General features: G+C 63.0%; 10 protein-coding genes and 1 pseudogene. 8 read left to right on the forward strand and 3 right to left on the reverse strand.

What is annotated here, in order from left to right; genetic code table 11:
• The first annotated feature begins 164 nt into the window (after positions 1–164).
• From aceE to lpdA, 4 genes and pseudogenes are all read left to right on the forward strand, one after another.
• On the forward strand, positions 165–2,858 hold the full coding sequence (aceE, locus tag LDZ23_RS04710; RefSeq protein WP_034472145.1) for a pyruvate dehydrogenase (acetyl-transferring), homodimeric type: 2,694 nt from the start codon (positions 165–167) through the stop codon (positions 2,856–2,858).
• 80 nt (positions 2,859–2,938) lie between these two features.
• Complete coding sequence (gene aceF / locus LDZ23_RS04715; RefSeq protein WP_244807885.1) at positions 2,939–4,570, forward strand: dihydrolipoyllysine-residue acetyltransferase; 1,632 nt, start codon at positions 2,939–2,941, stop codon at positions 4,568–4,570.
• Positions 4,571–4,644: 74 nt separating this feature from the next.
• Positions 4,645–4,812, forward strand: a pseudogene (locus LDZ23_RS34920) (biotin/lipoyl-containing protein); the annotation flags it as partial.
• 144 nt (positions 4,813–4,956) lie between these two features.
• Positions 4,957–6,693 carry a dihydrolipoyl dehydrogenase gene (lpdA, locus tag LDZ23_RS04720; RefSeq protein ID WP_033537214.1) on the forward strand — a complete coding sequence of 579 codons (1,737 nt, stop codon included), beginning with the start codon at positions 4,957–4,959 and terminating at the stop codon, positions 6,691–6,693.
• 155 nt (positions 6,694–6,848) lie between these two features.
• On the opposite strand, the gene LDZ23_RS04725 is transcribed toward lpdA, so the two are convergent.
• Complete coding sequence (locus LDZ23_RS04725; protein ID WP_008350468.1) at positions 6,849–7,424, reverse strand: phasin family protein; 576 nt, start codon at positions 7,422–7,424, stop codon at positions 6,849–6,851.
• Between the two features lie 773 nt (positions 7,425–8,197).
• On the opposite strand from LDZ23_RS04725, the gene pbpG reads away from it, so the two are divergent.
• Complete coding sequence (pbpG, locus tag LDZ23_RS04730) at positions 8,198–9,382, forward strand: D-alanyl-D-alanine endopeptidase (protein WP_033537204.1); 1,185 nt, start codon at positions 8,198–8,200, stop codon at positions 9,380–9,382.
• Between the two features lie 77 nt (positions 9,383–9,459).
• On the opposite strand, the gene LDZ23_RS04735 is transcribed toward pbpG, so the two are convergent.
• Positions 9,460–10,269, reverse strand: coding sequence for an IclR family transcriptional regulator (locus LDZ23_RS04735; RefSeq protein ID WP_008350464.1), 810 nt, complete (start codon positions 10,267–10,269; stop codon positions 9,460–9,462).
• A 190-nt stretch (positions 10,270–10,459) separates the two neighbouring features.
• On the opposite strand from LDZ23_RS04735, the gene LDZ23_RS04740 reads away from it, so the two are divergent.
• Both LDZ23_RS04740 and LDZ23_RS04745 read left to right on the forward strand, forming a co-directional pair.
• Positions 10,460–11,194: a (Fe-S)-binding protein gene (locus LDZ23_RS04740; protein ID WP_244807886.1), complete on the forward strand. Its 735-nt coding sequence runs from the start codon at positions 10,460–10,462 to the stop codon at positions 11,192–11,194.
• 13 nt (positions 11,195–11,207) lie between these two features.
• Positions 11,208–12,620: a lactate utilization protein B gene (locus tag LDZ23_RS04745; protein WP_244807887.1), complete on the forward strand. Its 1,413-nt coding sequence runs from the start codon at positions 11,208–11,210 to the stop codon at positions 12,618–12,620.
• 55 nt (positions 12,621–12,675) lie between these two features.
• Here the strand turns inward: LDZ23_RS04745 and LDZ23_RS04750 are convergent, their stop codons facing one another.
• On the reverse strand, positions 12,676–13,206 hold the full coding sequence (locus tag LDZ23_RS04750; protein WP_008350459.1) for a hypothetical protein: 531 nt from the start codon (positions 13,204–13,206) through the stop codon (positions 12,676–12,678).
• Positions 13,207–13,478: 272 nt separating this feature from the next.
• Here LDZ23_RS04750 and LDZ23_RS04755 point away from each other — a divergent pair, with 272 nt between their 5' ends.
• Positions 13,479–13,697: a hypothetical protein gene (locus LDZ23_RS04755; RefSeq protein WP_244807888.1), complete on the forward strand. Its 219-nt coding sequence runs from the start codon at positions 13,479–13,481 to the stop codon at positions 13,695–13,697.
• Positions 13,698–13,700: the final 3 nt, after the last annotated feature.

Genomic DNA, 13,700 nt, shown 5'->3' on the forward strand with positions numbered 1-13,700 from the left:
TTTCGCATGGTGAGATTAGCTCTCATGATTTGAAAAATTCCTTGCGTCATGGTCTGGACCCTCTTTAGAATTGCCGGCACGCGGCCAGTGCCCGCTTTTCCGCGTGTGTTCGCGGGCGTGCGCCGGCGGTTCTCATCGAGTGTTCCTCACATCAGGAGACGAGCATGTCCGCTGTACCCGACGAAGTTCTCAAATATGTCGCCAACGCCAAGGACGACGATCCTCAGGAAACCGCCGAGTGGCTCGATGCGCTCGACGGCGTGATTTCCGCGGTCGGTCCTGATCGCGCGCACTACCTGATCGAGAAACAGATCGAATTCGCTCGCGTGCATGGCGAGCACCTGCCGTTTTCGGCGAACACGCCGTACATCAACACGATCCCCGTCGCTTCGCAGGCGAAGATTCCGGGCGATCAGGACATCGAACACCGCATCCGCTCGTACACCCGCTGGAACGCCATCGCGATGGTGCTGCGCGCGGGCAAGGACACGAACGTCGGCGGTCACATCGCTTCGTTCGCATCGGCCGCGACGCTCTACGACGTCGGCTTCAATCACTTCTGGCACGCGCCTTCGAAAGATCACGGCGGCGACCTCGTCTTCGTGCAGGGCCACTCGTCGCCGGGCGTCTATTCGCGCGCGTTCCTGCTCGGCCGCCTGACCGAAAAGCAACTGAACAACTTCCGCCAGGAAGTGGGCGGCGAGGGCATCTCGTCGTATCCGCATCCGTGGCTGATGCCGGATTTCTGGCAATTCCCGACCGTGTCGATGGGCCTCGGCCCGATCATGGCGATCTATCAGGCGCGCTTCATGAAGTACATGGCCGCGCGCGGCATGGCGAAGACCGAAGGCCGCAAGGTCTGGGCCTTCCTCGGCGACGGCGAAACGGACGAGCCGGAATCGCTCGGCGCGATCGGCATGGCCGGCCGCGAGCGTCTGGACAACCTCGTGTTCGTCATCAACTGCAATCTGCAGCGACTGGACGGCCCGGTGCGCGGCAACGGCAAGATCATTCAGGAACTCGAGAGCGAATTCCGCGGCGCGGGCTGGAACGTCATCAAGGTCATCTGGGGCAGCCGCTGGGACGCGCTCTTCGCACGCGACAAGACCGGCGCGCTGATGCGCCGCATGATGGAAGTCGTCGACGGCGAATATCAGACGTACAAGTCGGAGTCGGGCGCGTTCGTGCGCGAGCACTTCTTCAACACGCCGGAACTTAAGGCGCTCGTCGCCGACTGGTCCGATGACGACATCTGGAACCTGAACCGCGGCGGCCACGATCCGCACAAGATCTACGCGGCCTTCGACGCAGCGACCAAGACGAAGGGCGCGCCGACCGTCATCCTCGCCAAGACCATCAAGGGCTATGGCATGGGCGAGCATGGTCAGGCGATGAACATCACGCACCAGCAGAAGAAGCTGCCGATCGACACGCTGAAGAAATTCCGCGACCAATTCCGTCTGCCGCTTACCGACGAGCAGATCGCCGACGTGCCGTATCTCACGTTCGAGGAAGGCTCGAAGGAACTCGAATACATGCGCCAGAAGCGCATGGACCTGGGCGGCTATCTGCCGACGCGCCGCGAGAAGGCCGAATCGCTGCCGGTGCCGGCGCTGTCCGCGTTCGAGCCGCTCTTGAAGGGCACGGGCGAAGGCCGTGAAATCTCCACGACGATGGCGTTCGTGCGGATCCTCAACATCCTGCTGAAGGACAAGGCGCTCGGCAAGCGCATCGTGCCGATCGTCCCGGACGAGTCGCGCACGTTCGGCATGGAAGGCCTCTTCCGCCAGATCGGCATCTGGAATCAGGACGGCCAGAAGTACATCCCGGAAGACTCCGACCAGCTGATGTTCTACAAGGAATCGGAGACGGGGCAGATCCTGCAGGAAGGCATCAACGAAGCCGGTGGCATGTGTGACTGGATCGCGGCCGCGACGTCGTACTCGACGCACGGCGAGATCATGATCCCGTTCTACATCTTCTACTCGATGTTCGGCTTCCAGCGCATCGGCGATCTGGCGTGGGCCGCGGGCGACATGCGTTCGCGCGGATTCCTGCTGGGCGGCACCGCTGGCCGCACGACGCTGAACGGCGAAGGGCTGCAGCACGAAGACGGCCACTCGCTGCTGTGGGCGGCATCGATTCCGAACTGCGTGAGCTATGACCCGACGTTCGGTTACGAACTCGCCGTCATCATGCAGGACGGCCTGCGCCGCATGGTCGCGGACCAGGAAGACGTGTACTACTACATCACCGTGATGAACGAGAACTACGAGCATCCGGCGATCCCACAAGGCGATGCCGTGGCTTCGGACATCATCAAGGGCATGTACGCCTTCAAGAAGGCCGATGCGCCGGCCAAGGCGCACGTTCAGTTGATGGGCGCGGGCACGATCTTCAACGAAGTCATCGCCGCGGCTCAACTGTTGAAGGACGACTGGGGCGTCAGCGCCGATCTGTGGAGCGTGCCGAGCTTCACCGAACTGGCCCGCGACGGTCAGGCGTGCGAGCGCTGGAACCTGCTGCATCCGACCGAAGAGAAGAAGCTGCCGCACGTCACGGCGCTGCTGAAGGACGCGAAGGGCCCGGTGATCGCATCGACGGATTACATCCGCGCGCTCGTCGACCAGATTCGCGGCTATGTCCCGCAGAAGTTCGTGGTGCTCGGCACCGACGGCTATGGCCGCTCGGATACGCGCGAAGCGCTGCGCCACTTCTTCGAAGTCGACCGCTACTGGGTGACGCTGGCTGCGCTCAACGCGCTGGCCGACGAAGGCACGATCGAGCGCAAGGTCGTCGCCGAGGCGATCAAGAAGTACAACCTCGACCCGTCCAAACCCAACCCGATGACCGTCTAAAGGCATCGCCCCCGTGCGTTGTGACGCGGCCTCTTTCCGAAGCGGAAGGAGGCCCGCGTGCGACCCAGGAGACACTAATAATGAGTCAAGCGATCGAAGTCAAAGTGCCGGACATCGGCGATTTCAAGGACATCCCCGTGATCGAGGTGCTGGTCAAGGTGGGTGATACGGTCGAACCCGAGCAGTCGCTCGTCACGCTCGAATCCGACAAGGCCACGATGGACGTGCCGAGCTCGGCAGCGGGCGTCGTGAAGGAAGTGAAGGTCAAGGTCGGCGATAACGTGTCGGAAGGCTCGCTCATCGTCGTGCTGGAAGGCGGCGGTGCGGCCGCTGCGCCGACTCCGGCGCCGGCTGCGGCGGCTGCGCCCGCGCCGGCTGCCGCGCCCGCTGCAAGCGGCGGCGGTTCCGTCGAAGTGAAAGTGCCGGACATCGGCGACTTCAAGGACATCCCGGTCATCGAGATCGCGGTGAAAGTCGGCGACAAGGTCGAGAAGGAGCAGTCGCTCGTCACGCTCGAATCCGACAAGGCCACGATGGACGTGCCGAGCCCGGCGTCGGGCACGGTCAAGGAACTGAAGGTCAAGATCGGCGATACGGTCTCCGAAGGCACGCTGATCCTCGTGCTGGAAGGCGGCGCAGGCGGCGCGGCCGCACCGGCGCCCACGCCCGCGCCGGCGGCACCGAAGGAAGTGCCCTCGGATGCGCCCGCGAAGCCCGCGCCCGCGCCGAAGGAAGCGCCGTCCGCGCTCGCGCAGGCGCCTGTCATTCCCGCCGGCGACGGCTCGCGCACGTCGAGCCACGCGTCGCCGTCGGTGCGCAAGTTCGCGCGGGAACTGGGCGTCGATGTGTCGCGCGTGCGCGGCACCGGGCCGAAGAACCGCATCACGCAGCAGGACATCACCGCGTTCGTGAAGGGCGTGATGTCGGGACAGGGCGCGGCGCCTGCGGCTGCGGCGCCGGCTGGCGGTGGCGGCGGCGAACTCGGCCTCTTGCCGTGGCCGAAGATCGACTTCACGAAGTTCGGTCCGGTCGAGCCGAAGCCGCTCTCGCGCATCAAGAAGATCTCGGGCGCGAACCTGCATCGCAACTGGGTGATGATCCCGCACGTCACGAACAACGACGAAGCCGACATCACCGAGCTCGAAGAATTGCGCGTGAAGCTCAACAAGGAGCACGAGAAAGCGGGCGTGAAGTTCACGATGCTCGCGTTCGTCATCAAGGCCGTGGTCTCGGCGCTGAAGAAGTTCCCGGACTTCAACGCGAGCCTCGACGGCGACAACCTCGTCTTCAAGCAGTACTACCACATCGGTTTCGCGGCCGATACGCCGAACGGCCTCGTCGTTCCGGTGATCCGCGACGCGGACAAGAAGGGCCTCGTCGATATCGCCAAGGAAATGGCGGAACTGTCGAAGCTCGCGCGCGACGGCAAGCTGAAGCCCGATCAGATGCAGGGCGGCTGCTTCTCGATCTCGTCGCTGGGCGGCATCGGCGGGACGCACTTCACGCCGATCATCAACGCGCCCGAAGTCGCGATCCTCGGCCTGTCGCGCGGTTATCAGAAGCCCGTGTGGGACGGCAAGCAGTTCGTGCCGCGCCTCACGCTGCCGATGTCGCTGTCGTATGACCATCGCGTCATCGACGGCGCGGCCGCGGCGCGCTTCAACGCTTATCTGTCGGCGATTCTGGGCGATTTCCGTCGCGTCATTCTCTGATCTGCTGATCTGGCCGACGGCGGAACCTCGGACGTTCGTCCGAGGTTCCATCCGCATATCTCTTAGGGGACAACATGAGTCTCGTCGAACTAAAAGTACCCGACATCGGCGACTTCTCCGATGTCGATGTCATCGAAGTCAATATCAAAGCCGGCGACGTCATCGAAAAGGAACAGGGCGTCATCACGCTCGAAACCGACAAGGCCACGATGGAAGTGCCCGCGGATGTCGCGGGGACCATCAAGGAAGTGAAGGTCAAGCAGGGCGACAAGGTGAGCCAGGGCTCGGTCATCGCGATGATCGAAACCGCCGGCGCTGCGGCCGCGCCATCGCCGGCTCCGGCTCCCGCCGCTGCGCCCGCACCGGCTGCGGCTTCGGGCGGCGGCGTGCAGGACGTGAAGGTGCCGGATATCGGCGACTTCAAGGACATTCCCGTCATCGAAGTGCATGTGAAGCCGGGCGATACGGTCGAAAAGGAGCAGTCGCTCATCACGCTCGAATCCGACAAGGCGACGATGGACGTGCCGTCGCCTGCCGCCGGCACGGTCAAGGAAGTGAAGGTGAAGGTCGGCGACAACGTGTCGGAAGGCACGCTGGTTCTGACGCTCGAAGGCGGCGCGTCCGCTGCGGCGCCTGCTCCCGCGCCCCAGAAAGCGGCGCCGGCAGCCGCGCCGACGCCCGCGCCGCAAGCAGGCAGCTACGCCGGCGCGGCCGATGTCGAATGCGACATGCTCGTGCTCGGCGCCGGTCCCGGCGGTTATTCGGCGGCATTCCGTTCCGCCGATCTCGGCATGAAGACCGTGCTCGTCGAGCGTTATTCGACGCTTGGCGGCGTGTGTCTGAACGTCGGCTGCATTCCGTCGAAGGCGTTGCTGCACACGGCGCTCGTCATCGACGAAGCGGCCGAGCTCGCGGCGCACGGCATCAGTTTCGGCGAGCCGAAGGTCGATCTCGACAAACTTCGCGGCTTCAAGGAAGGCGTCGTCAAGAAGCTGACCGGCGGTCTCGCGGGCATGGCGAAGGCGCGCAAGGTCCAGGTCGTGACGGGCGTCGGCGCGTTCGTCGATCCGAATCACATGGAAGTGAACGGCGCGGACGGCAAGAAGGTCGTCAAGTTCAAGCAGGCGATCATCGCGGCGGGTTCGCAGGCGGTGAAGCTGCCGTTCTTCCCGGACGATCCGCGTGTCGTCGATTCGACCGGCGCGCTCGAACTGCGCCAGCTTCCGAAGCGCATGCTGGTGGTGGGCGGCGGCATCATCGGGCTGGAAATGGCGACGGTGTATTCGACGCTCGGCGCGGACATCGACGTCGTCGAAATGCTCGACGGCCTGATGCTCGGCGCGGACCGCGATCTCGTGAAAGTCTGGGAGAAGTTCAATTCCAAGCGCTTCACGAACGTCATGCTCAAGACCAAGACGACCAAGGCGGAAGCCAAGGAAGACGGCATCTATGTGACGTTCGAAGGCGAGAAGGCGCCGGCCGAGCCGCAGCGCTACGACCTCGTGCTGCTCGCGGTCGGCCGCAGCCCGAACGGCGGCAAGATCGGCGCGGACAAGGCGGGCGTCGCGGTGACGGATCGCGGCTTCATCAACGTCGACAAGCAGATGCGTACCAACGTGCCGCACATCTTCGCGATCGGCGATCTCGTCGGCCAGCCGATGCTCGCGCACAAGGCCGTGCACGAAGGCCACGTCGCGGCGGAAGCGGCGCACGGCGAGAAGGCGTATTTCGACGCGCTGCAGATTCCGTCCGTCGCTTATACGGATCCGGAAGTGGCGTGGGCCGGCAAGACGGAAGAGCAGTGCAAGGCCGAAGGCATCAAGTTCGGCAAGGCGGTGTTCCCGTGGGCCGCGTCGGGCCGCGCGATCGCCAACGGCCGCGACGAAGGTTTCACCAAGCTCATCTTCGATGAAGAGACGCATCGGGTGATCGGCGGCGGCATCGTCGGTCTGAATGCGGGCGATCTCATCAGCGAAGTGTGTCTCGCGATCGAGATGGGCGCGGATGCGACCGACATCGGCAAGACGATCCACCCGCACCCGACGCTCGGCGAATCGGTCGGCATGGCCGCCGAGTTGTACGAAGGCGTGTGCACGGACTTGCCGCCGCAGCGCAAGAAGTAAGCGTCCGCGGTTACAGAAGAAAGGCGCGCTCCTTGACCGGAGCGCGCCTTTTTGTTTGTGGGATTCACGAGCAATAGACGACAAAAAACCCGGCGCGATGGCCGGGTTCTTCGTGATTCTTGCTGCATCGGCCGGGCAGGGGCCCGGCGGCAAACTTACGCAACCGACTTCTTGGTGGCGCGGGCAGCTTGCTCGGTCGCTTGCGTAGCGGCCTTCGTCGCAGCCGTAGCGGCAGCGTTGAAGTTGCTTTCCGCAATTTCGACAGCTTGCTTCGTTGCCTTGTGAACCGTTTCGTACGTCGTGTTGGCGGCGGTGATGGCCGACTTCATGACGGCGACGGCGGTTTCCGAACCGGCCGGTGCGTTCTTCGCGACGTTGTCGACGAGCGTTTGGACCTTGCGGTTCTGTTCTTCGTACTGCGCTTCCGCGACGCGGGCGAATTCGGCTTGCGTGGCCGACGCGATTTCATACAGGTGACGGCCGTACGACAGCACCTTTTCCGCGACCGGCTGGGTCAGGCTGGCTTGCAGGGCGAGCAGTTCCTGCGCGTCCTTCACCGACAGCGCGCGCTGTGCGTTTTCCTGGCTTTCGGCCAGCGTGGACTTCACAACTTGCAGGTTCAGTTCGACGAGCTTCTCAACGCCTTCGAACGCCTTGTTCGTGAGGCCGAACAGCGTGTCGAAGTTGGCTTTCTGTGCAGCGGCGATTTGCTCGGGGGTCAACAGCGTCATCTCAGGCTCCTGATGGCAGACCCATCAACGCGGGTCGTGGTTTGGGTAGATCCGGCGCGATATACCTGCCGGCTAGGTGCAACTGCGATTGGTGCGTCGCAACATGAGACCCATTTTAGAGATATTCCGATGGATGTCAAGCACTTTTTGTGCGCCGCACAATAGGCAGAAACCGTATGTTAAACAACAACTTACATGCCGATTGCGTGGTCGAAATAAGCGTCCGTGGAAACCCTATGCACTCAAGCTGGGCATGGCTTCCGACACGCATCGGGCCGCATGTTCGACACGATCAAAGCACGGCTCGATGAAACTTTGATGTTCCTGCGACGCGGACAGCGCGGGTTCTGCGGCGATGCGGAAGCGAGATATTTCTGAAGCTCGTCTTATTTTTAGGATGTCGCCGTACACCAAATTGTTGAAGAAACGTTAACATTTCGGCTGTCCGAGCTGTCTCGTGATCGTCTGTGCCCTCCGTTGGTGCTGACTCCCGTTCGTATCTCTGCGTTTTGTCTGATCCGATCCTCACGTTTCACTAAAGTCGTGGAAAGTTTTGCCGATAGTGCGTTTGTCGCGGTGTAGCAAAGCGCATTTTGGGCAGCACTATTTCGCCGGGCCGATCGTTTTTTCCGATCGAGGCGGTTTTTTGTTCAGCAATACGCAATCACGGCTTACAACTCGGTTTAACGAGTGCCGATAAGTGCTTAATATTGCTTAAATTTCGTAGCTTCACTACACTTGGCGGTACCCTCCAGCCGCCCAACAGAACACTAATGAAAACCGAAATGTTTTCGTCGTTGAAGGTGGTGCATGGCGTGGCAGTGCGCTCGGCATTGTCCATCGCCGTCTCCATCGCAGTAGCGACGTCCTTCGCAGCGGCTCCGGCTGAAGCCCTCGCGAAGACCGCCACCCAAACCAAAACCGCAAAGAAATCCACCGCCAAGGCTGAAAAGCCCGCACGCGTCGCCAAGACCACGCTGAAAGCGCCGAAGCCCGCGAAAGCGGCGAAAGTCGCCGCGGCCGATGACGACGATGACGCGCCGCGCGCATCGCGCAAGCGTCGCGCGTCGTATCGCATGGAAGCGCATTCGCGACGCGCCGCGGTGCACGCGGTTGCGTTCCAGCCGCGCGCGACGTCGGTTGGTCAGGCGTTCGGGCTGCACGATACCCCCGACAGCCTCGCGCTGCGTTCGAGCGTGGCTTACGTCGTCGACCAGAACACGTCCGAGACGCTCTTCGACAAGAACTCGCGCGCCGTCGTGCCGATCGCATCGATCACGAAGCTGATGACCGCGATGGTCGTGCTCGATTCGCACATGCCGCTGACCGATGAAATCACCGTCACCGACGAAGACCGCGACTACGAGAAGTTCACGGGTTCGCGCCTCGCGGTCGGATCTCAACTGAATCGCGAAGACATGCTGCACATCGCGCTGATGGCGTCGGAAAATCGCGCGGCGGCGGCACTGTCGCGCTATTACCCGGGCGGCCGTCCGGCGTTCATCGCCGCGATGAACGCGAAGGCCAAGTCGCTCGGCATGGTCGACACGCACTTCGAGAATTCCACGGGGCTCACGAGCCAGAACGTGTCGAGCGCGCGCGACCTCGTGAAGATGGTCAACGCGGCGTATCAATATCCGCTGATCCGCAAGTTCTCGACCGACCGCAGCTACGACGTCTTCACCGGCAAGCGCAATCTCGCCTACAACAGCACGAACGCGCTGATCCGCAATGCTTCGTGGGACATCGGCTTGCAGAAGACGGGTTTCATCAACGAAGCGGGCGAGTGCCTCGTGATGCAGGCAACCGTCAACGGCCGTCCGGTCGTCATCGTGCTGCTCGATTCGTACGGCAAGTATTCGCGCTTCGCCGACGCGGGCCGTCTGCGTTCGTATCTCGACACGCTCGGCGAGCCGCATATCATGAGCGCGGATATGGGCAGCGGCGCAAATCCTTGAGCGCCTGATCTTCGCTGATGCAAAAGCAAACGGGATTCGTCGAAAGACGAATCCCGTTTTGACATGCGGCGAAGAAATCAGCGATGCGCGTGTTGTTGCGCGTCGGAAGCTGCCTCTTCCGGGTGATATCCCAGCGATTGCGAGATCTCGAGCGCCGTGTGGCTCAATTGTTTCAGCCAGGCGTCCTGCAGACGATCGGCGGGCGCGGACAGCGACAAGCCGGCGACGAGGCGTCCCGTATCGTCGTAAATGCCCGCCGCGATACAGCGCACGCCGAGTTCGAGTTCCTCGTTGTCGCGCGCGCACGCCTGCTGGCGCACCAGCGACAGTTCGCGCTCGAGTTTCGAGAGATCGGTGATGCTGTTCTGCGTGTGGCCGGAGAGACCGGTTCGCATCGCATACGCGCGTACGCGCGCGGCTTCGTCGGCGGCGAGAAACAGCTTTCCGACCGACGTCAGATGCAACGGCGCGCGGCCGCCGATCGCACGCACGACCTGCATGCCCGAGCGCTCCGAGTACGCGCGCTCGATATAGACGATCTCGTCGCCTTGCCGCACGGAAAGATTGACGGTCTGCCCGGTCTGCCGATGCAACTCGCGCATCGGCGGCATCGCGGCTTCACGCACCGAAAGACGCGCCTTGACGAGATTGCCGAGCTCCAGCAAGCGCATGCCGAGGCGATACGTGCCGGGGTCCGACCGGTCCACGAGCCGGCATAGCACCATGTCGTTCAGAATGCGATGCGCCGTGGATGGGTGCAGATCGGTGCTCTGGGCGAGTTCTTTCAGGCTGACGGGGTCAGTGTGATCGGCGAGGGCGTCGAGAAGACGCATCATGCGCTCGATCACCTGAATGGAGGTTTTGGATTCCGGGTTCGTATCGCTCATCGTGACAAATCGGTTGATGCGTCAAACAGCGGAATGGGGATTGTATCTCATAATGTGAAAAAAGCGAACGCTTCGCCAAAACAATGCGCTCGTCGATGACATCGATGGCCAGCGAGAAGCCCGTCGCGCGGGACTTATCAAGGATAATCGGCGCTGCGTTCACATCACTCCACAAACAGGAAACGCCCCAATGCGAGTCGGATTATTCGTGACATGTCTCATCGACATGATGCGCCCGGAAATCGGCTTCTCGGTCATCAAGCTGATCGAGCAGGCGGGTTTCGAAGTCGTCGTGCCGCCGTCGCAGACCTGTTGCGGCCAGCCTGCCTACAACTCGGGCGATCGGCCGCTCGCCCGCGATCTCGCCGAAAAAACGCTGCGCGAATTCGAGCAGTTCGACTATGTCGTGGTGCCGTCCGGTTCGTGCGGCGGCATGATCCGCGCGCACTACGGCGATCTCTTTCGCGACGATCCGCAATTGATGAGCCGCTTCGCGCGCCTTCAGCCGCGCGTGTTCGAACTGACCGATTTTCTCGTGAACATCGCGAAGGCGCGCATGGAGCCGGGCGTGTTCGACGGCATGGTGACGTATCACGATTCCTGCTCGGGTCTGCGCGAACTCGGCGTGAAATCGCAGCCACGCGAGCTGCTCGCCCAGGCAGGCGTGCCCGTGACCGAGATGGCCGGATGCGAGCATTGCTGCGGCTTCGGCGGCACCTTCGCGGTGAAGTACGGCGACATTTCGACGGCGATCGTCGATGAGAAATGCGCGAACATCAAGGCGAGCGGCGCGGATACCGTCGTGCTCGGCGACCTCGGCTGCATGCTGAACATCGAAGGGCGCCTGCGCCGCACCGGCGATACGTCGACGCGCGTGCTGCATATCGCGCAAGTGCTCGCGGGCGACGCGGCGCGTCGCGCCTGAAGGAGACAAACGGATGCAAGTCCAGACGATGCACTTTAAGGCGCGCGCGGGAAGCAAGCTCGCCGACGAGCGCCTGCAGCAGAATCTCACCAAGCTCTCGACCAAGTTCGTCAGCGCGCGTGCGAGCGCGGTGCGCGACATCGACTTCGAGGCAACGCGCGCCGCGTTGAAGGAGCGCCGCAATCGCGCGCTCGAGAATCTCGACGTGTGGCTCGAAACCTTCGAGCGCGAGGCGACGCGTCGCGGCGCGACCGTGCTTTACGCCGAAACGACGCAGGACGCGGCGAAGCTCGTCGCGGACATCGCGCGCAAACACGATGTGAAGAAGGTCATCAAGACCAAGTCGATGGTCTCGGAAGAGATGCAACTGAATCGCGTGCTCGGCGAGATGGGCGTGCAGTCGATCGAGACCGATCTCGGCGAATACATCCTGCAGATCAACGACAACGAGCCGCCGAGCCATATCATCGCGCCGGTCGTGCATAAGGATAAGGAGCAGATCGCGGATCTCTTCGCGAAGACGCACAACAAGCCACGCCTCACCGACATCCCGGAGATGACGCGCGAGGCGCGGGAAGTGTTGCGGCCGCATTTCATGTCGGCGGACATGGGCGTGACGGGCGGCAATTTCCTGATCGCGGAGACGGGGTCGGTGGCGGTCGTCACGAACGAGGGCAACGAAGGCATGTGCACCGTGATGCCCCGCGTGCATGTCGCGGTGACGGGCATCGAAAAAGTGCTGCCGACGCTCGAAGATCTCGCGACCGCGATGCGCCTCCTGCCGCGCTCGGCGACCGGCCAGACGATCTCGAATTACTTTTCGCTCTTGACCGGACCGCGCGCGGCCGACGAGACGGACGGGCCCGATCATATGTACTTCGTGCTCGTCGATGGCGGCCGCACCGGGCTTATCGGCGGCGAGTTTCAGGAGATGCTGCGCTGTATCCGCTGCGGCGCGTGCATGAATCATTGCCCGGTCTATCAGAAGATCGGCGGACATGCGTATGGATGGGTGTATCCGGGACCGATGGGCTCGGTGCTGACGCCGGCTTATGTCGGCATCGACAAGGCGCTCGATCTGCCGCAAGCCGCAACGCTTTGCGGCGAGTGCAACAGTGTTTGTCCGGTCGGCATTCCGTTGTCGGATCTGCTGCGCAAGCTACGCGAGAAGCAGATGGAGCGTCGGCTGCGTCCGTGGAACGAGCGCGCCGCGCTCGCGGCGTGGGGCTATCTCGCGAAGCGGCCGCTCGCCTATGCCCTTTTCACGAAGCTCGCGGTGCGCGTGCTCGAACGCATCGGCGGCAACAAGAAGACGATTTCACGACTTCCGTTCGGCGCCGGATGGACCGACACGCGCGACATGCCCGCGCCAGTCGGGCGCACATTCCGAGAGCTGTACAAGGCGCAGCATTCGCATCTCGGATAAAACAAGGCCGCGCCGGATCTTTCGATCGGGCGCGGCCTTCGTCGTCGAAGCGCTTTTATCCGCCGTACCGTCCCAGGAAGCCGCGCGAATTGCCGCCCTGCGAATTGCCCCCACCGCCATTCGCGGATGGTGGCGGGGCGCGATTCGGTCCCGGCGGCCGACCGCCCACGGACTGCGGCGCCGGCGAGTTGCCTGCTTGCGGGGGCTGCGCTGCCGGAGGACGGCCGCCGCCTGCTTGCGGTGGCGGACCGTTCGGATGTCCGCCGCCCGCCTGCGGAGGCGGGCCGCCCGGACCCCGGTCGCGCGGCGGATGCCCGCCGCGCCATCCGCCCGGCGGCGGACGACGCCAGCCGGGACCATCGTCCCAATATCGGTTAGGCGGACCGTAGTAAATCGGGCCCGGCCCGGAGTAGTAACCGCCGCCTACGACGACGCCCGGCGGCGGGCCACCGTAGTATCCGTAGCCCGGGTCGTCGTAGACAGCAGGGTAGCCGCCGCCATAGGCCGACGCATCGGGATACGCCGCGCAACCACCGAGAAGTGCGGCAGACGAAGCAAGCAAGACACCAGCGACTGCGGATTTCATGATCGTGGGAAATTCTGTAGAACCATTACTGAATAAGACATCATCGACGCGTGGATGTCGCGAACAACTTTGTAAGCCTTTATGACGGCAAGCTGTCATAAAGGCGCGAGCGGTCGCGACGTTCATCAAAACGGCTTGTTGTCCCGGGCGCAACAATCCTTTGCTTTTCAACGGCTTTTTAAGGTCGGGACAAGTCCGTAAAATTCGAAATGTCCATCAGTGGGTTCCCTTGATCCGATGCCCACTGCGACACATCGACCAAAGGCAGTCCCATGAGAAAGACAATATCGACCTACTGGCCCGTCGCCATCCTGCTTCCGATCGCGCTCGCGTTCTGCATGCACGCCGGCGAGGGCAGCGACGCGGCAATGCGCCATGAAGAAACCAGCGTCGCGGGCGTGAGCGCAGAACTGGCGCGCGCGATTTCGCTCGGCTTCGTCGACGACGAAGACGCACAACCCGCTGCCGTCTCGGCGGAAAAGACGCTCTGATCC

This window comes from Caballeronia zhejiangensis (assembly GCF_022879815.1).
GTDB classification, from domain to species: Bacteria; Pseudomonadota; Gammaproteobacteria; order Burkholderiales; family Burkholderiaceae; genus Caballeronia; species Caballeronia zhejiangensis.

Coding starts and splice junctions, on each gene's coding strand:
- aceF (WP_244807885.1), top strand. CDS start 2,939: ATGAGTCAAGCGATCGAAGTCAAAGTGCCGGACATCGGCGATTTCAAG.
- aceE (WP_034472145.1), top strand. CDS start 165: ATGTCCGCTGTACCCGACGAAGTTCTCAAATATGTCGCCAACGCCAAG.
- LDZ23_RS04740 (WP_244807886.1), top strand. CDS start 10,460: ATGCGAGTCGGATTATTCGTGACATGTCTCATCGACATGATGCGCCCG.
- LDZ23_RS04745 (WP_244807887.1), top strand. CDS start 11,208: ATGCAAGTCCAGACGATGCACTTTAAGGCGCGCGCGGGAAGCAAGCTC.
- pbpG (WP_033537204.1), top strand. CDS start 8,198: ATGAAAACCGAAATGTTTTCGTCGTTGAAGGTGGTGCATGGCGTGGCA.
- LDZ23_RS04750 (WP_008350459.1), bottom strand. CDS start 13,206: ATGAAATCCGCAGTCGCTGGTGTCTTGCTTGCTTCGTCTGCCGCACTT.
- LDZ23_RS04725 (WP_008350468.1), bottom strand. CDS start 7,424: ATGACGCTGTTGACCCCCGAGCAAATCGCCGCTGCACAGAAAGCCAAC.
- LDZ23_RS04755 (WP_244807888.1), top strand. CDS start 13,479: ATGAGAAAGACAATATCGACCTACTGGCCCGTCGCCATCCTGCTTCCG.
- LDZ23_RS04735 (WP_008350464.1), bottom strand. CDS start 10,269: ATGAGCGATACGAACCCGGAATCCAAAACCTCCATTCAGGTGATCGAG.